The sequence below is a fragment of the Pontibacter silvestris genome (assembly GCF_020907275.1).
GTDB classification, from domain to species: Bacteria; Bacteroidota; Bacteroidia; order Cytophagales; family Hymenobacteraceae; genus Pontibacter; species Pontibacter silvestris.
This window is the reverse complement of record NZ_JAJJWI010000025.1, coordinates 1-17318: the sequence shown is the minus strand read 5'-3', so window position 1 is coordinate 17318 and position 17318 is coordinate 1. Positions and strand designations below refer to the sequence as shown.

Sequence of the window (17318 nt, the reverse complement as noted above, 5' to 3'; positions counted from 1 at the left end):
CGGCAAAAACTCCCCTTTTCTGATTATATTTACATATCTAACTAATCAACCAGAATTAAAAACTTTTGAAGCTAGCTGCCATTGATATAGGTTCGAACGCTGTCAGATGCCAAATCTCCAGCGTTTTACACCAGAACGGAAAAGTAATCTTTAAAAAAGTAGAATATGTTCGCTATGCTATTCGATTCGGCGAAGATGTGTTTACCAACGGTTATATCAGCGAAGAAAAAATACAGAAGTTCATAAAGCTTCTGCACGCTTTCAAATTGCTGATAGATGTACATGATGTAGATAATTATATGATCTGTGCCACATCAGCCATGCGTACTTCTGCCAATGCAACAGAGATTATTCAGCGTGTGCGCGAAGCAATCGATATGGAGATACAGGTGATAGATGGTGTAACTGAAGCAGATATTATTAATAAAGTTATTGTAAACTTCCTTGATGATCGTAATTACCTGCATATTGATGTAGGCGGTGGCAGCACGGAGTTTAACATTTATGTTAACAGAGAAAAAGTTGCTTCGCAGTCTTTTGAGCAGGGTTCTATACGGCATAAGCATGGAGAAGACTCGAAAGAACTATGGGATAGCATGCGCCGTTGGATAGAAGCTAACTCCCGCAAAAACCATCTCTCCCGCGCAGTAGGTACCGGAGGTAACATTAACAAGATATTTGAATTAGCAGGCAAAACCGGAAGTAAACCTATTTATCGCAAACAGATAGAAGAAACAGCAGCCCGCATTGCCAGCATGAGTATGCAACAGCGAATAACAGACCTTATGCTTAACCCAGATAGGGCTGATGTCATTATACCTGCCTCTGAAATTTACTTATCTGCCATGAAATGGGCTAAACTAGAAAGTATGATTGTACCTACTGTTGGTCTTAAAGATGGTATCCTGCATGCGCTGTACGAGCGTTACCACCCCGAAGAGAGGTTTATTACAGACATTTTAAGCTAAAAATGATTGTAAAAGCATTTGCAGCTCCTAACCAAGGTTATTAAAAATNAAATCTTCCCTACAACATTAAAACAAGAGAGGTTGCAGTGTAAGCTGCAACCTCTCTTGTTTTAATGTTGTAGGGAAGGAGAAAGTTCTAAATTAGACCAGCTCAAAATTCTCAACTTCATTATATGCCTTGTTGAAGAATAGTTTGTGTACATCCATTATCTCTTCATTTGCTGCAGGGCGCTTCCTCACATAATTACCATCTTCCCGCATCACGTATGAGTTCTGGTTATCCAGCAGGTTATAATACAGAATGTTTATTGCCTCGCGTTTCAGATCCTGGTTCACGATAAGGAACAGCGCCTCTAAGCGACGGTCGAAGCTGCGCACCATGATATCAGCACTGCCTCCGTATACCTTAGAGTCACCGTTATTGTGGAAGTAATATAAACGTGCATGTTCCAGGTACTCTCCGACAATAGACTTTACCGAGATATTTTCACTTAACTCTGCCCTGCCTGGCCGGAGACAGCAAATACCTCTCACTATAAGCTTTATAGACACTCCGGCTTTAGAAGCTTTATAAAGCTCTTCTATTGTTTCCTTATCTTCCAGAGAGTTGATTTTAATGACAATACCACTCTTTAGTCCTTTTTTTGCATGACGAGCTTCAGCACGAATAAGCTCGATCAGCTGCGTACGCATGCTTTTAGGCGATGTTAGCAGGTACTTATACTCATTGGGTATAGAGTGGCCGGTTATAACGTTAAAGAACTCAGAAACATCATGCGCATATACCTCATTGGTGGTAAGTAAGCTAACATCAGTATACTGACGAGCCGTTTTCTCATTATAATTTCCGCTGCCTACATGCACATAACGCGTCACTTTCTCCCCTTCTTTGCGGATAATCATGAGCATTTTGGTATGCGTTTTATACTTGCTGATACCATAAATAACAAAGCAGCCAGCTTTCTCAAGGCGTTCTCCTTCTTTAATGTTACGCTCTTCATCGAAGCGAGCCTTTACCTCAAATAGCACCGAAACGTGTTTCCCGTTTTCAGCAGCTTTCAGTAAAGCAGCCGTAACACGAGACTGATCAGCCAGACGATAAATGGTTTGTTTAATTCCCAGCACTGATGGATCTTCGGCAGCACGCTCCAGCAGGTTTACCACTGGTTCCATGCTGTTATACGGATGGTGTAACAGCACATCATGATCCTTTAGATACTCAAACATATCTACAGCATCGCTTGGCAGGCTTTTAGGTCTGACAGAAGCCGGTTGGCGAAAGCCTTTATCCCTGAAGCTCCGGTGGTTCACAATCTGCCAGAGCGCACGCAAATCGATAAGACTGTTAATAGTAAACACATTGGCATTGTCAATGGTCCAGCGTTCTTTCAGAATCTTCATCATGAACTGCGAGGCATTACGTTCAACTTCAAGCCGTACAACACGTCCTTTTTTACGCGTACGCAGTTTAGCTTTAATTTCCTGTACAAAATCCGCCTCCAGGTCATCAGATTCCTCTAACGTAAAGTCACCATTACGTGTAATGCGGAACAGGTTCACAGAAACAATTTCAACATTTCTGAAAAGCTTCTTAATCTTCCAGCGGACAATTTCTTCAATTGGTACAAATATAATTTTATCCTTGCGGTTGATCTCGTAAAATCGTTCCAGGTTCTGCGGTATCTGTACAAAAGTTAACCGATCCAGTGCCTTTTGCTCTTCGGTAGTACGGGTAACGACACCAAAAGTAAGCAACTGGTTCATCAGCAACGGAAAGCCATGATAGTTATCGTAAACCATAGGTGTAAGCAGCGGGAAAATAGTATTTTTGAAGTATGAGTCTACTTTCTTCTGCTCTATCTCTGTGAGTTCGGCCACTTTCAGAATGTCAAAACCATACTTCTCAAACAACGGTTTCAGTTCACCGTTGTAGGTAAGGTACTGGTCGTTCACAAAACGGTGAGCGTAATCAAGCAGCTTTTTTCGGAAAGGCATCTCACGCAGACCGGAGTAGTCGGTACGTTCTTTACCATAATCGATGTAGTTATACAAGCTCCCCACTCTGATCATAAAAAACTCATCCAGGTTAGAAGAGGTAATAGCTAAGAACTTTAGCCTGTCAATAAAGCTTTTGTTTGTATCACGGGCCTGGTCAAGTACCCGGTAATTAAACCGCATCCAGCTAAGGTCACGGCTAATAAATTTACTTCTCTTAATCTGATCAGAAACCTTATTTATAAGCATGCTTTCAATTATTAAAAAGGGGAATAGAAGCCGTTAAACGGCCTGAGCCTTTCTTCAGCATAAAATATACCAATAATTTTATGCTGAAGTATACAAAACATTAATATAATTTTTCACCTATCACATAAAGTGTTTTACTTCAAAGGTTTGTAAAAGTCCATTAAATTAAGCTTCTCCTATTGGAAATACTTGTTTCTGTTTTGGCATTAGTAAAACTTCTAGCTACTTTTTTTTGCATTTGTACATGTTTTTCATGAAAAAAATAAATCCGACTGCTGCTATTTGGCAACAGTCGGATTCAAACTCATTAATTGTGGTACTATAAGAAGTTAAGGTCTTATCTGGCCATTCCCTTTTACTATCCATTTGTAGCTTGTCAGTTCATCTAAAGCCATTGGGCCTCTGGCATGAAGTTTCTGCGTACTAATGCCTATTTCAGCACCCAGACCAAACTGGGCACCATCAGTAAATGCTGTAGAAGTGTTGGCATAAACTGCAGCAGCATCAACAGCTTTCAGAAAATGTTCAACATTTTCCTCATTGTCTGAAATAATAGCTTCGCTGTGTTGAGAGCTGTACTTATTAATGTGCTCAATCGCTTCATCTAAACTATCTACCGTCTTCACAGACATCTTAAGCGACAAAAACTCAGTACCGAAATGCTCCGCAGTTGCCTGGTGCAGCTTCTCTTCCGGATAGTTGCCCTTCAGCACCTTATAAGCTGCTTCATCAGCATATAAATCCACCTCTTTTTCTGCCAAACCCTTTCCTATTTCCGGTAAGTCCTGTAGCCGATTATTGTTAATAATCAGGCAATCAAGCGCATTACACACACTAACCCTTCTGGTTTTTGCATTAACTATTATTTCTTTCCCACGAGACAAATCGGCAAATTCATCGAAATAAGTATGTACAATACCAGCTCCTGTTTCTATTACTGGTACTTTAGAGTTTTCACGTACATAATTGATAAGCCCCTGGCTACCGCGCGGTATAATAATATCGACATAATCTACTGCATGCAGCATTTCGTGTGTCGCTTCACGGTCGGCTGGTAACAGTTGTACAATATTCTTATCTATGCCGTTGCTCTCCAGTACGTCATGTATAATTTTAACAATGGCTGTATTAGAATCTATAGCATCGCTGCCGCCTTTCAACAGCAGTGCATTTCCTGAGCGCAGACAAAGGCTAAAAACATCAAAGGTTACATTAGGCCGGGCTTCATAAATAATACCTATTACTCCCAAAGGAACAGACACTTTCTTCAGCTCCAGTCCATTATCAAGCTTACGCTCAGCCAGCACCTTACCCAACGGAGAAGGCAGGCTTGCTACATTTCTAATATCCGCAGCTATACTTTCAATCCGTTCCCTGGTCAGTTTTAACCTGTCGTATTTAGGATCATTGGTGTCCATACGGTCCAGGTCTTTCTGATTTTCAGCTAATATAGTATCTGTCGCAGCCACAGCCTTAGTGGCAAGGTCTTCCAAAACCTGGTTAACCTTATCTTCAGATAGTAAATTTAACTTCCTGCTCGCTTGTTTAACACTGCTAAAAACCTGTTGCAAAGCCATGTATTTTATTTTTCTAGATGTTATGATATTTAAATAAATATAGGTAATTATAATGAACAAGTGGTTTCTGGTTGTTCATTCCTATTCTCTCATTGGCTTTTGTTGAGCCATACTCTGCCTTACCAAGGCCAATCTTTTCTCCATGCTCATCTCTGATCCGGATAACATCGCCCTTCGAAAAGTTACCTGTTACTTTTATGATGCCTACTGGTAAGAGGCTGGTAACTTCGGTAGAATGGAGCGCTTCCTTTGCCCCCTCATTCACGTACACTTCACCTTTGGTATAGTTGTCGCTGTGGGCTACCCATTTCTTAGGGTTGGGCTTTGAAGACTCCGGCTCAAAATATGTTGCTTTTAACTCTTTGTTGTAGAAGTCAAGCAGCACATTATCGCGGTTACCATTGGCAATATAAACATGAATACCCAGGTAAGCTGCTTTCTTTGCCATCTTCATCTTACTCTGCATTCCGCCACGGCCAAAATTAGATTTTGAAGAAGATATGTAGCGGCTAACTCCTGACGTTCTGCGTCCGACTCGCTCAATCAGAACAGAATTCGGGTCGTCTGGGTGCCCTTTGTAAATACCGTCTACATTAGTTAGCAGCACAAGTGTGTCAGCGTCAATCATAGCGGCTGTCATACTAGCCAATTCATCATTGTCAGTAAACATCAGCTCTGTAACCGCTACCGCATCATTTTCATTTATGATGGGAATAACATTATGGTTTAACAACCCTAAGAGGCAGTCTTTAATGTTTAGGTAATGCCTGCGTGAGCGGAAATCCTGTGGGGTTACCACAATCTGGGCAATCTGGTGCCCCTCCTTCTGAAAAAGGTCTTTATAGGCGTGAATAATATCTATCTGGCCTACTGACGCTAAGATCTGCTTTCTAACTACCGACTCGGTCTTTTCGTCGAATTTAATGTGGTTTCTGGCAAAGGCCACCGCTCCTGATGAAACGAGCACCACCTGCAGGCCTTGTTCCTTTAAAAAGACCAACTGCTTCACAAGAGAAGCCATGCGTTCTCTGTCCGGCGATCCATCGTCTTTTGTAAGAACATTAGAGCCGATTTTTACTACAACAAGCTGCGCTTGATGATCCATGTGAAATATATGCTTGTTAAAAGAAATTATTTGAGGCTAGAGTTAAGTAATCTTGCCTGTAAGTACCAATCTATAGCCGGGCCACTTTCTGCTTCTACATTACTCTTACCTGTTAGCGCTAATCTAAAAACAAACAGAATAGGAAAGAACCAGGTAAAGTTTACCAAACAAGCATCCGGGTGGCCTGTAAACAAAAGTTGCTACAATTGATATACAGTAGCTATTGCCACTGCACTATCAAAAGCAGCAACTTTTAAAGATTAGTTAGCTTCGTTTTCGCGCTGTTCTTTCAGCACAAGAATTCTTTCATAAGAACTCACAAGTCCTTTTATAACAGCAGAGCTAAGCCCCTGGTGCTCCATTTCATTAAGACCGGCAATGGTACAACCTTCCGGGGTTGTAACTCTATCAATTTCCTGCTCGGGGTGAGACTTATGGATAGCAAGCAAGCTGGAAGCACCCTTACTTACCTGAACAGCTATTTTCTGAGCGTCTTCCGCATCTATACCAAGCTGGATACCACCTTGTGTTGCTGCTCTTATAAAGCGCATGTTAAAAGCAATACCACTAGAGCAAAGCGCAGTAGCACCAGCCATTAGCTCTTCCTCTATAACCAGTGTTTCGCCTAAGCAGTTAAATATTGCCAGCACCTCATCTTCTACCGCTGCAGCTTTTTCATTAAAAGACAGGCAAGTCATAGATTCCTGTACAGCAATGGCTGTATTAGGCATACTTCTTACAATTGGGAAATCTCCTACAACCTGGGAAATCTTATCAATTGTCACACCTGTTATCACACTTAGCAAGACATGTTTTTCCGGGTCCAGGTGAGGCTTAATATCATTCAACACGTTCTCCAGGTGAGCCGGCTGCACACACAGCATAATCCAACGGCATTGCTTTACCGCTAAACCATTGTTACTAGTTACCTGAAGGCCTTTGTCTTTCAATGGCTGCAAAGACTTAGTATTTCTTCTGGTTACGAATATATTTTCCGGCTTAAACTGACTATTGCTTATTAGTCCTTCTGCGATTGCAATTCCAAGGTTTCCTGCTCCCAGGATAGCTACGTTGTTGTCGTTCATTTTTTCTTTTCTTTTTGGGCTTTTACGGGCTCTATCAACAGAACCTAGACACAAAAATTTTTTGATTAGGCTACAAAAGTACAAAATTTATCCTTTGTTTAAAAACGTACCTCTCCTATTCAAGGTTTATTCTATCAAAAAAAACAACAACACACCTAAACATATCTAACTGATTATCAAAATGTAAAACAAAGGTAACATCCCCTGTAATTTTAACTTAAAATATTTTTTCTAAACAATTTAATATTCCTTTTTACAAAGATGAAATCTACTGAATAAAAAAAATTATATAATCAAAATTTATCTTTTGTTAGAAGTGATAATTTAAGAGCTGCCATGAAGCACTTCTGAAAACTGCATTTATAAGATGAGCACAATGTTTATTAGCAAAATAGCTCCATCAGCCACATTAAGACTTAGATAAGTTATAAGCTATAAACCACCTTTCGCACATTGATAAAATTGTATGCACAAAGGCCTCGTTACATGAAATAGTAAATGGCTGTGCACAGCCATAAGAATTGAGAAAGAAACAGGATATAGGTAATCAGTAAAGGGTTTAAAAAAAATAACAGGTTAAAACCTAAAAGCAAATGAAAGGTACTATATCAGGAGACTTGAAGATAACGATAAATAAAATCCTCGCTTCTCAAAAATATGATCTAAATTTCAAGCATGCTATTGATGAAGCTTATAGATTCCTATCAACTAAAATGAAGTAGGAATTAATTTGAATATTTTTTATGAATTATAGCCAACCTATACTCAGAACCGTCAACGTGACCCGCTATGTCACTCCGTTACGCGAAGGCGGCTCATTGCCTGCTATTGTCGAGGCAGATGATGAGTTTATGTACGTACTAAAGTTTCGTGGCGCGGGACAGGGTGTAAAAGCCCTTATTGCCGAACTTATTGGCGGTGAAATCGCTCGCTTACTTGGTCTTCGGGTACCCGAAATTGTGTTCATGAACCTCGACTCAGCTTTTGGCCGCACAGAACCGGATGAGGAAATACAGGATTTACTTCGGGCTAGTGAAGGGCTAAACCTGGCATTACATTATCTTTCCGGGGCCATTACCTTTGATGCGTTGGTCACAACTGTAGATGCCACTCTTGCCTCGCAGATTGTTTGGTTAGATTGCCTACTGAACAATGTAGATCGTACGCCACGTAATACAAACATGCTCATCTGGCATAAAGAGCTGTGGCTGATTGACCACGGCGCTTCGCTCTACTTTCATCATTCCTGGCACAACTGGGTGGAACAGGCTAAGCGCCCTTTTGTACAGGTAAAAGACCATGTACTGCTTCCTCAGGCCTCTGAACTGGATAAAGCAGATGCGGCATTCCGCGCCATCCTTAATGCTGAACGAATCAGTTCAATTGTTTCTTTGATTCCTGATGAGTGGCTGCTAGGCGATTCACCCTTTGAATCTGCCAGTGAACACCGGCAAGCTTACGCCCAATTCCTGGAAACACGTCTCGCTAATTCTGAAATTTTTGTCAAAGAAGCCCAACATGCAAGAAAAGCACTTATTTGAGTACGCAGTTATTCGCGTTGTACCATGTGTAGAACGTGAAGAGTTCATTAATGTCGGTGTTATTGTCTATTGTTCTTCCCAAGGCTTTTTGCAAACAAAATTTGAGCTAAACGAGGAGCGCCTAAAGGTCTTTTCCGGCAAAATAGATATACAGGAACTGCGAGAGCGCCTGCTAGCTTTCGAGCGAATCTGCACAGGTGGTTCGGCTGGAGGGGAAATAGGTAAGCTAGCCATAGCCTCACGTTTCCGCTGGCTTACTGCAACACGCAGTACTATTGTGCAAACATCGCCCGTTCACCCGGGTTTATGTGCCAATGCCCAGGAAACACTTAGCAGGCTACATAGCCAACTAGTCATATAGCAAGTATATTCCTCCCTTTCTTCCAGAAGAAAAAGATAGCTTTCTCCGTTAACCCGGAAGTACTTTATGAAAGGGAGACGTAAGTATTTTGGAGATTCTTTTATGATGGCAGAAAACAAGAAATCTTAAAATTCTGTGAAGCTTTACCAAAACAAAAGGCCAGTGCAATAAGCACTGGCCTTTTGTTTTGGTAAAAAAGCCTTTTATGGCATGTAAGACAACTCTACTCTAAATTTAGAATCAACAGCACCAAGTTTATCACAGGCTTTCTTAGAAAGACGTACAACCACTTTGTCATTTGCGCCTGTGTCAGGCAGTTTGCCAACAACGCGCACATACACTATCTGGCCATTCATTGCATTTTTTACCTGCATAATAGTACCAACCGGTGCAGACCGGTGCAGAGCTAAATATTTGTCAGTGTCTGCCTTAGGATCTATTGCCTCGGCCATTCCACTTTCGAAAATCTTTTTTATACCTGATGCATCTTCTACTTCCTCACGCTCACGTTCCACGGCAGGAGCCGTAGCTGGCTGTGGACTGGCAGAAACAGTGGCAGGAGAGGTATTAGTAGTAGCTGAATCTGCGGGTTTAGAAACAGTTATTTCATCATCAGGCTCCGGTACATACACAGGCTGTTTGGTAGGTGCAGCAGCATTCTTTCCGACAACCAAACTATCCCCAATGCTTATCTGGTTTGATGGCAGGTTATTCCAGCGCCTAACAGTCTCCACACTTACTCCATACATGCGGGAAATGGCATACAGCGTTTGCTTTGGCTCAACCACATGAATTTTTTCACGGTTTTCATTAACAGTATATGTACGGTTGCTGGCTGCTGGCACTGCTTTATTTGTTGTTGCAGCAGCAGCGCTTGAGGCACTTGCTTTAGAAGCAGCAGAGGCAACGGTTGCTGCCCCTCTTCGTGGAATAAGCACAATCTGACCAATATTTATGGTTGTTTCAACATTAGGGTTGGCTTCAACAATCTGGCTGACTGATACATTATACTTTCGGGAAAGGGCATATAGCGTTTCTTTCGGCTCAACTTTATGCTGCACAAAAAGCTTCCCGTTCTTGCGCTCCACACCAACAGAATCACGAACAGCCGATACACCAAGGGCACTGGCCGAAAAAGAAAGCAAAGGTGCCACCAAAAGGGCAGCTAAAATAACTCGTACCATCATTTGTAAAATCAACTATATAGGAAGTTTGTATACCTGTAGTAAGTTCTTGTTCCGGATGAGGTATAATTCATCCTTAAAAATAAAAAAAGTATCTGAGCCTATGCCATCCAGGCTGCCGCCCAATTGCACCTGCAACAGCAAATGCCCCTCCAGATCAAACACAACCACAAAGTTATCTAATTTATCTGAACCAGCCTGAACATAATAGCTTGCTACAAAACAAGCCCCTGCCTCAGCGTACTCTATGGCTTTTATAACAGAAACATCAAGTTGCTGCTGAAGAAAAACCTGCAAATCAGAAAAGTATTCTCCCCCTTGCAGGTATAACATCGGGTAAGTACACTTGCTGTAGCGGGTAAGGCTGTAACTATCTATAGCTATTATCGCCTCCTGCTGTGGCACATAGTCTGTTATGTTCTTTCCTGTGGATGATGCAATCAAGCTGAAGTCTGCCTCAGGATCGGCAGTTAGGTATGCGAATAAACCATCTGAAGCTATTCCATAAAAAGCGAGTTCGGGCTGCTCCCACTGCATATTGCCTGATGTAGCATTAAGAGCTGTGATACCCTTATGCTGACCCAGCTGACGGTCAGCGTACCCATGTAAAAGCACTAGTCCGTCATGCGCATCTTCCAGCCCTTGCCACCAGGTAATGTGCTGCTGTAGCTTAAGCTCATCTATTCTATGATCTTTTATATTGAACGTGTAAAAATAAGCTAACAACACATCAGCATCGCGCACCTCCAATGCCAGCCTTTCTTCAGTAGCATCTATGCGGATGCGCCACACAGGAGCGCCAAAATCGTATGAGAATAATAAGGGAAGAATAACTCAGTAATTTTTATTATCTTAACTCCAGTCAGTACGCAAGTTATGAAATGAACATGATTGTTTTGTTTAAATCCCCTTTCAGAAGGAACAAAATTTAAGGATAAATTCTAAAATACTTTTGGGAACCCGACAGAAGAGCCTTTAAGCTGTATTAAGGCTGGTACAATGTTGCGAGGCTCTTAAAAAGATTTAGAAGTTTATTACCTTAATGTTATGACCATATAGTGACTTCACCTGATTTAAAATAATCTCTACTCTGATGAAAACTAAACCTATACACCGAAACATTCAGTTTATCTTTTACAGCTTTATGCTTTTGCTGATGTGCCCTTTTGTTTCTAATGCACAGAACCAACGCCCAAAAGTCATGCTGATGGAGGTAAAGTCAGAGATAGACCCACGTACGAACCGCTATACAGAACTGGCTCTTCAGCATGCCACAGAAATCGGGGCGGACCATGTGCTACTGATTCTGGATACATATGGCGGAGCCCTGACGGATGCCGATGCGATCAGGACCAGAATACTGGAATACCCGAAGCCCGTATACGTTTTCATCAACAAAGATGCGGCCTCGGCCGGTGCACTTATTTCGCTAGCATGCGACAGCATTTACATGGCACCGGGAGGCAATATTGGTGCGGCTACCGTAGTAGACGCCAACGGCACTGCAGCACCGGGTAAATACCAGAGTTATATGCGCTCTATTATGCGCTCTACTGCTGAAGCCAATGGCCGAAACCCACACTTAGCAGAAGCTATGGTAGAAGCCAGCGTCGATAGTACTCTTTCTGCCGGGCAGGTATTATCATTAACCTCAACTGAGGCCGTTATGCATGGATTTTGTGAGGGTATTGCCTCTAACACAAATGAAGTACTACAACAGCTAAATCTGCAGAATGCTAAAGTTGTCAAATATGAGCTTAGTACTTCTAACAAAATTGTGTCATTCTTCCTTAACCCTTTCATCAGCGGTATTCTGTTGCTGGTTATCCTTGGCGGCCTGTACTTTGAACTTCAGTCTCCCGGAATTGGATTTCCATTGCTGGCAGCTATTGTGGCAGGTGCTCTGTACCTAACACCTTACTACCTGAACGGGCTGGCCGAAAACTGGGAGATTCTGGTGTTTGTAATTGGCCTTATTCTTATTGCGCTGGAAGTTTTTGTAGTACCAGGATTTGGCATAACAGGCGTAAGTGGTATTGTGTTGGTTTTTGTTTCGCTTGTGCTGGTAATGGTAAACAACCTGTTCTTCGACTTTACTTTTGTGGCCTCTGATGAACTCATGAAAAGCTTGATTTCAGTGGTTGCCGGCATGGCAGGAGCTTTTATGTTAATTGTCTTTACCTGGAACCGCTTGGTAAGCAGCAAAGCTATGCGGCACGTTGTATTGACTAATACATTCCACAGTAGCGAAGGCTACCGCTCAGGCAATACGGCTGTACATTTAGTAGGCAAAACCGGTATCGCACAAACCCGCATGGCTCCCTCCGGCCGTATTATGATTGATGACACTGTGTATGATGCCCAGGCCCGTGACGGTTACATTGAAAAAGGCGAACCAATTCAGGTGGTAGATCAGAGTACTTTCTCTTTGAGAGTGAAGAGAGTCGTTGTTTAAGCTGAAAGTTATTTACATGAGTAGTAACTGGCATTTTGGTTCTAAGTCAGCGTACAATCTCTTTACTTTATGTAAAGTAATTCCCATAAAACGGAGATAGGTAAGCCTATTTGCAAAATTACTATCAGAAGCCTACAAACAACCAAGCAGTATTGTGGTGATGCCAACATTCATATTTCATATTCCTTTTTTAAGCGAATCATAAACCGTATAATATACTGGAAAACCAGGCCTACTTGTGTAACTTTGGCAAGCTGCAAACGCAGCTCTTTAGTTAAGTAAAGCAACCATATGAAAGTACTTGGTATAATTCCGGCACGATACGCCTCTACCCGATTCCCAGGTAAACCTTTAACCCTAATCAATGGGAAATCTATGATTCAGCGGGTATACGAGCAGGCAAAGAAATCCAGGCTGGCTGATGTTATTGTTGCCACCGACGACAACAGAATACTAGAACATGTAACAGGTTTCGGGAGCAAAGCCGTCATGACTTCAAACCATCACCAGAGTGGCACTGACCGTTGCTTTGAAGCTTACCAGCTAAATAATTCCGCTTTCGATGTTATTATCAACATTCAGGGTGATGAACCTTTTATCAAACCTGAGCAGATCGATTTGATAGCAGCCTGTTTTGAAAATCCTGCAACGCAACTGGCGACACTCATAAAGAAAGTCACATCAGCAGAAGAACTGTTTAATGTAAATTCGCCAAAGGTAGTTATCAGTCAACAAAAGGAAGCATTATATTTCAGCAGGCAGCCTATCCCCTACTGCCGCAATATCCCGAACGACATTTGGCATAAGCAACATACTTATTATAAACACATTGGCATCTATGGCTATCGTGTAGATATTCTGGAGATGATCACGAAACTACCTCCTTCAGCCCTGGAACTGGCCGAGTCGCTGGAGCAACTCCGATGGCTGGAGAATGGCTTCCGCATTACGACTGCGCTCACCAAGTTTGAAACTATTGGCATTGATACACCAGAAGACTTACTGAAGGTACAACAGCTTTTTTAATAACTTATCAAAAGTTACCGTGAATATTTCAATCAGAATAATAAATAAGTGACGGCTAACCTTCAGATATAAGTATGCTTTGATACCTGAAGGTTAGCTGTTCAACACCTCATCCTCCTGCTTTTTTAGCTTTATATCCAGCCGACAGAAGTACTTGCAGTACTTTATCGCGGAAGTCTCCCTGAATTAATATTTCTCCGTCTTTAACCGTACCTCCTACGCCACATTTGCTCTTCAGTGTCTTCCCTAGATCTTTGAGGGCATCATCTGTACCTACAAAGCCAGCCACTAAGGTTACCTGCTTTCCGCCACGCGCTTTTTTATCCAACATTACTTTCAGGTTTTGTTGCTGCGGAGGCAGCGTCTCCTGTTCTGATTCCTGCTCATACTCATAGCTAAAATCAGAGTTGGTAGAATATACTACACCTTGTCTGCCTTTTTTATTTTTATCGCTCATAAGTTTTAGCTTTATTTAGAATTTAAAATAATAGATGGGGTTAATAACATTCTACCTCTCAGAGATGTTGTCTCTGAAAGTTCGTCTACTCCTAACTTCATGCCGGCACGACTACCTTTAACGACTTTGGCTCCATATGCACAGAAAATCTGGAGGCTTTACCCATGAAGTCGCCATCTGCATGGTACATAATCTCCTGCTCTGTTTCTACTTCTACGGCATTCGTCTGAAAATACTCTGCACTATCGGTTGCTAATTGCTTCGTTAGCATACAGTAGCTTAAATGCAGTGCCTTTCTAAAATTCAGTTGCCGCACCAGGCACACATCCAGCATACCATCCTGAATATTAGCCATCGGTGCAATATAAGCGTTGTTGCCATATTGCGCGGCGTTGGCAAAAGCCATTACATAACAATCTGAATCAAAAACGCTACCATTTATAGTCGCTTTTATGGGTAAGTGCCTGTATTTCATTACTTCTTTCAATACCAACTGCACATATGTTTTTAAACCACGCTTGCTGTTGCCGGCAAACACAGAACTAATATAAGCGTCAAAGCCAATGCCCGCTGTGGTAAAAAAGGGATGTCCGTTGATATTGCCACTATCTATGAAAGAGGTGTATCCTCTATTTATGATACGGAGAGCACCTTTTATGTTCAGAGGAACCAGCAGGTGGCGGGCCAAACCATTACCAGAGCCTTTAGGCAAAATAGCCAGAGCTGTTTCAGAATAAAGCAAGCCCCGAGCCACCTCATTCACAGTACCATCTCCCCCGACAGCTACCACTATATTACAACCTTTGTCAGCAGCTTCTTTTGCTAGGTCTGTGGCGTGTCCGGCATGGGCGGTGTACACTATTTCGTGCCTGTACTTATTTTTATCTAAATGTAACGCTATAAGTGCTGCCACATCCTGCCGACTTTTAGGTCCTGAAGTAGGGTTGATAATAAAACGAATTGTAGATTGATGGCTCATGTACCAGTATTTATGCCTGACGCAAAAGTAAGCCTTTCCAACCTATAACAAAAAAAGCCTGGCTTTCATCTGGCCAGGCTGCACATTAATTAATGGTACTTTTTATTTTAAGTGAAATGTTAAGACAGGTCTGCTTGTGTGGTTTACCAGGTCTTCTGCTATGCTACCACTTAGCAAATGAGCAAAACCAGTACGCCCGTGTGTTGCCATCATAATCAGATCAGCTTTAATGTCCCGGGCAAAGTGCAGAATCCCATCTTCTTCAACTGTGTCGTTATAGATATTGACAGTATAATCTTTAAGCCCATTACACTTTGCTGTTTCTTCAAGTTTCTGACGCAAATTACCGCTCGACTCAAACGCTCCCGGAGTATTTATATACACCAGGTGCACTCTGGCCCCGAACAAGTTCTGGAAAGCCTTGAACTTACCCATGGCTGTACTAACCTCTCGTTTAAAATCTGAGGCCAACACTATTTCTTTTGGGTTAAAGTCTGGCTGTGGCTTTTTTACAGTAAGCACCGGACACTCAGCAGATCGCACTACTTTTTCAGTGTTTGAACCAATTAAGAACTCATCGAAGCCACTTGCCCCTTTCGATCCCATCACCACTAAGTCCACCTGGTCTTCTTTTATGGTTCGTTTTATATAACTGATAACACGATCAGTTTCCACCTCCTCCACTACCTCAACTCCATCATGCACTATACTATTTTTCAGTTCCCTAATTTGCCTCTTTGATGCCTCCAACATCTCCTGCAAATACACCTGCCTCTGCCCCATAGCAAGGCTATCATTCAAGGGGGAAATAAAACCACCAGTAGCAGTACTTGTGGCGGTTGTAGTTCCATAGGCTGATGAATACGGCATCTCGACAACGTGAAGCAGTTTGATTGATGCACCTGTTTTACGGGCTATTGCAATTGCTATTTCAAAAGCATTTTTAGCCTGTTCAGAGAAATCAGTTGGTACAAGAATTCTTTTCATAGTTTCAGTATTGAATTTCTAAAGTGTACTCATTTCATGTGCCTAAAGTTAAATCTTCAATATTACATAGTATATGTGACCTTTGTCTCTTTGGTTTTGCTTATCAATTTCAAACAAGCCTGAAAAAGCAAAGGCCCTCCTTAAAGGAGGGCCTTGCCTATGGGTGAGAAAAAAATCCTTAACCAATCATTGAAATAAGGTCAGCAGCACGGTTTGAGTAACCAGTTTCGTTATCGTACCAGCCAACAACTTTTACAAGAGTACCGTTAGCTGATGTCATTTCCGCATCAAAAATACAAGAGTGCTTGTTACCTACGATGTCGATAGAAACGATTGGATCTTCTGTATATTCCAGAATACCTTTTAGTCCATTTTCAGCAGCATCTTTCATCACAGCATTGATTTCCTCTTTTGTAACTTCCTTCTTCAGTATACAAGTAAGGTCAGTAAGTGAACCATCAGGAATTGGAACGCGCATTGCTACACCATCCAGTGAGCCTTTGAGGTGAGGTAATACAAGGCCAACAGCTTTTGCAGCACCAGTAGAAGTAGGCACAATAGAGTTAGCAGCAGCACGAGCTCTTCTTAAGTCTTTGTGCGGACCATCCTGTAAGTTCTGATCAGCTGTATAAGCGTGAACTGTAGTAATATACCCTTTTTCGATTCCGAAAGCATCATCTAACACCTTAGCCATTGGGGCAAGGCAGTTAGTAGTACAAGATGCATTAGAAAGAATTGTTTCTTCTCCTGTCAGGATATCTTGGTTTACACCTAACACAACTGTTGGGATGTTACCTTTAGCAGGTGCAGAGATAACTACTTTTCTGGCACCAGCCTCAATGTGACCACCAGCACCTTGCTCATCTACGAAACGTCCTGTAGACTCTAATACTACATCAACACCTAGCTTACCCCAAGGAAGGTTTTTAGGATCGCGCTCCGCTGTAACCTGGATTTCTGTTCCGTTTACTACGATACCATTTTCACTAGCCTCTACTGTGCCATTGAATTTACCATGAACAGAGTCATACTTCAGCAAGTGAGCCAATGTTTTAGTATCGGTCAAGTCATTGATTGCCACTACTTCTACATTGTCCTTATCAAGCAGCGCTCTGAAAGTAAGTCTGCCGATACGGCCAAAGCCATTAATTGCAACTTTAGTTTTAGACATAATATCTATTGTTTGAAAGGTTTAAGTTTCTGACGCAAATTTACGTTTAGCATATTTTAAAACCAATATATTTTTTTTATACTGATATTGAATAGCTTACGTATAAGCCGCTAAAAATTTACATAAAATGTTTTGCGGCTAAAATTTGTTACGTATCTTTGCATCGCAATACGGCACA

15 protein-coding genes are annotated in these 17318 nt (G+C 41.8%); 5 read left to right on the top strand and 10 right to left on the bottom strand.

Translation table 11 applies throughout. From position 1 onward, the window contains the following. The first annotated feature begins 65 nt into the window (after positions 1-65). Positions 66-968 (top strand): Ppx/GppA phosphatase family protein, encoded by a 903-nt coding sequence (locus LN995_RS18275; RefSeq protein ID WP_229962530.1) that lies wholly within the window; start codon positions 66-68, stop codon positions 966-968. 141 nt (positions 969-1109) lie between these two features. On the opposite strand, the gene ppk1 is transcribed toward LN995_RS18275, so the two are convergent. From ppk1 to proC, 4 genes are all read right to left on the bottom strand, one after another. Continuing rightward, positions 1110-3212, bottom strand: a complete 2103-nt coding sequence (ppk1, locus tag LN995_RS18270) for a polyphosphate kinase 1 (protein WP_229962529.1) — start codon at positions 3210-3212, stop codon at positions 1110-1112. 329 nt (positions 3213-3541) lie between these two features. Then, the gene (locus LN995_RS18265) at positions 3542-4789 is read right to left on the bottom strand and encodes a glutamate-5-semialdehyde dehydrogenase (protein ID WP_229962528.1); all 1248 of its coding nucleotides are present in this window, start codon (positions 4787-4789) and stop codon (positions 3542-3544) included. 13 nt (positions 4790-4802) lie between these two features. Further along, positions 4803-5894 carry a glutamate 5-kinase gene (proB, locus tag LN995_RS18260; RefSeq protein ID WP_229962527.1) on the bottom strand — a complete coding sequence of 364 codons (1092 nt, stop codon included), beginning with the start codon at positions 5892-5894 and terminating at the stop codon, positions 4803-4805. Positions 5895-6154: 260 nt separating this feature from the next. Next, entirely contained in the window at positions 6155-6979 is an 825-nt protein-coding gene (proC, locus tag LN995_RS18255) for a pyrroline-5-carboxylate reductase (RefSeq protein WP_229962526.1), read from the bottom strand. A gap of 743 nt (positions 6980-7722) precedes the next feature. Between proC and LN995_RS18250 the strand changes: the two genes are divergently transcribed. Next, a complete protein-coding gene (locus tag LN995_RS18250; protein ID WP_229962525.1) occupies positions 7723-8520 on the top strand; it encodes a HipA family kinase in 798 nt (265 codons plus the stop codon). Then, positions 8498-8881: a DUF3037 domain-containing protein gene (locus LN995_RS18245; RefSeq protein ID WP_229962524.1), complete on the top strand. Its 384-nt coding sequence runs from the start codon at positions 8498-8500 to the stop codon at positions 8879-8881. The genes LN995_RS18250 and LN995_RS18245 overlap by 23 nt, the downstream gene beginning before the upstream one ends. A 203-nt stretch (positions 8882-9084) precedes the next feature. Here the strand turns inward: LN995_RS18245 and LN995_RS18240 are convergent, their stop codons facing one another. Further along, complete coding sequence (locus LN995_RS18240) at positions 9085-10068, bottom strand: LysM peptidoglycan-binding domain-containing protein (RefSeq protein WP_229962523.1); 984 nt, start codon at positions 10066-10068, stop codon at positions 9085-9087. A gap of 12 nt (positions 10069-10080) precedes the next feature. Continuing rightward, positions 10081-10857, bottom strand: coding sequence for a DUF4905 domain-containing protein (locus LN995_RS18235; protein WP_229962522.1), 777 nt, complete (start codon positions 10855-10857; stop codon positions 10081-10083). Positions 10858-11158: 301 nt separating this feature from the next. On the opposite strand from LN995_RS18235, the gene LN995_RS18230 reads away from it, so the two are divergent. Both LN995_RS18230 and kdsB read left to right on the top strand, forming a co-directional pair. Next, positions 11159-12520: an NfeD family protein gene (locus LN995_RS18230; protein ID WP_229962521.1), complete on the top strand. Its 1362-nt coding sequence runs from the start codon at positions 11159-11161 to the stop codon at positions 12518-12520. Positions 12521-12811: 291 nt separating this feature from the next. Further along, positions 12812-13546, top strand: a complete 735-nt coding sequence (kdsB, locus tag LN995_RS18225) for a 3-deoxy-manno-octulosonate cytidylyltransferase (protein ID WP_229962520.1) — start codon at positions 12812-12814, stop codon at positions 13544-13546. Between the two features lie 109 nt (positions 13547-13655). Here the strand turns inward: kdsB and LN995_RS18220 are convergent, their stop codons facing one another. The 4 genes from LN995_RS18220 to gap all read right to left on the bottom strand — a co-directional run bounded on the left by LN995_RS18220 (position 13656) and on the right by gap (position 17140). After that, positions 13656-14003 carry a translation initiation factor gene (locus LN995_RS18220; RefSeq protein ID WP_229962519.1) on the bottom strand — a complete coding sequence of 116 codons (348 nt, stop codon included), beginning with the start codon at positions 14001-14003 and terminating at the stop codon, positions 13656-13658. A 97-nt stretch (positions 14004-14100) separates the two neighbouring features. Then, the gene (locus tag LN995_RS18215) at positions 14101-14982 is read right to left on the bottom strand and encodes a diacylglycerol/lipid kinase family protein (RefSeq protein ID WP_229962518.1); all 882 of its coding nucleotides are present in this window, start codon (positions 14980-14982) and stop codon (positions 14101-14103) included. A 102-nt stretch (positions 14983-15084) separates the two neighbouring features. Beyond that, a complete protein-coding gene (locus tag LN995_RS18210; RefSeq protein ID WP_229962517.1) occupies positions 15085-15969 on the bottom strand; it encodes a universal stress protein in 885 nt (294 codons plus the stop codon). A 178-nt stretch (positions 15970-16147) separates the two neighbouring features. Continuing rightward, entirely contained in the window at positions 16148-17140 is a 993-nt protein-coding gene (gene gap / locus LN995_RS18205) for a type I glyceraldehyde-3-phosphate dehydrogenase (RefSeq protein WP_229962516.1), read from the bottom strand. Positions 17141-17318: the final 178 nt, after the last annotated feature.

What these genes read in the sequence shown, in the direction of transcription:
- ppk1 (WP_229962529.1), bottom strand. Translation starts at nt 3,212, where the DNA reads ATGCTTATAAATAAGGTTTCTGATCAGATTAAGAGAAGTAAATTTATT.
- LN995_RS18265 (WP_229962528.1), bottom strand. Translation starts at nt 4,789, where the DNA reads ATGGCTTTGCAACAGGTTTTTAGCAGTGTTAAACAAGCGAGCAGGAAG.
- proB (WP_229962527.1), bottom strand. Translation starts at nt 5,894, where the DNA reads ATGGATCATCAAGCGCAGCTTGTTGTAGTAAAAATCGGCTCTAATGTT.
- proC (WP_229962526.1), bottom strand. Translation starts at nt 6,979, where the DNA reads ATGAACGACAACAACGTAGCTATCCTGGGAGCAGGAAACCTTGGAATT.
- LN995_RS18250 (WP_229962525.1), top strand. Translation starts at nt 7,723, where the DNA reads ATGAATTATAGCCAACCTATACTCAGAACCGTCAACGTGACCCGCTAT.
- LN995_RS18245 (WP_229962524.1), top strand. Translation starts at nt 8,498, where the DNA reads ATGCAAGAAAAGCACTTATTTGAGTACGCAGTTATTCGCGTTGTACCA.
- LN995_RS18240 (WP_229962523.1), bottom strand. Translation starts at nt 10,068, where the DNA reads ATGATGGTACGAGTTATTTTAGCTGCCCTTTTGGTGGCACCTTTGCTT.
- LN995_RS18230 (WP_229962521.1), top strand. Translation starts at nt 11,159, where the DNA reads ATGAAAACTAAACCTATACACCGAAACATTCAGTTTATCTTTTACAGC.
- kdsB (WP_229962520.1), top strand. Translation starts at nt 12,812, where the DNA reads ATGAAAGTACTTGGTATAATTCCGGCACGATACGCCTCTACCCGATTC.
- LN995_RS18220 (WP_229962519.1), bottom strand. Translation starts at nt 14,003, where the DNA reads ATGAGCGATAAAAATAAAAAAGGCAGACAAGGTGTAGTATATTCTACC.
- LN995_RS18215 (WP_229962518.1), bottom strand. Translation starts at nt 14,982, where the DNA reads ATGAGCCATCAATCTACAATTCGTTTTATTATCAACCCTACTTCAGGA.
- LN995_RS18210 (WP_229962517.1), bottom strand. Translation starts at nt 15,969, where the DNA reads ATGAAAAGAATTCTTGTACCAACTGATTTCTCTGAACAGGCTAAAAAT.
- gap (WP_229962516.1), bottom strand. Translation starts at nt 17,140, where the DNA reads ATGTCTAAAACTAAAGTTGCAATTAATGGCTTTGGCCGTATCGGCAGA.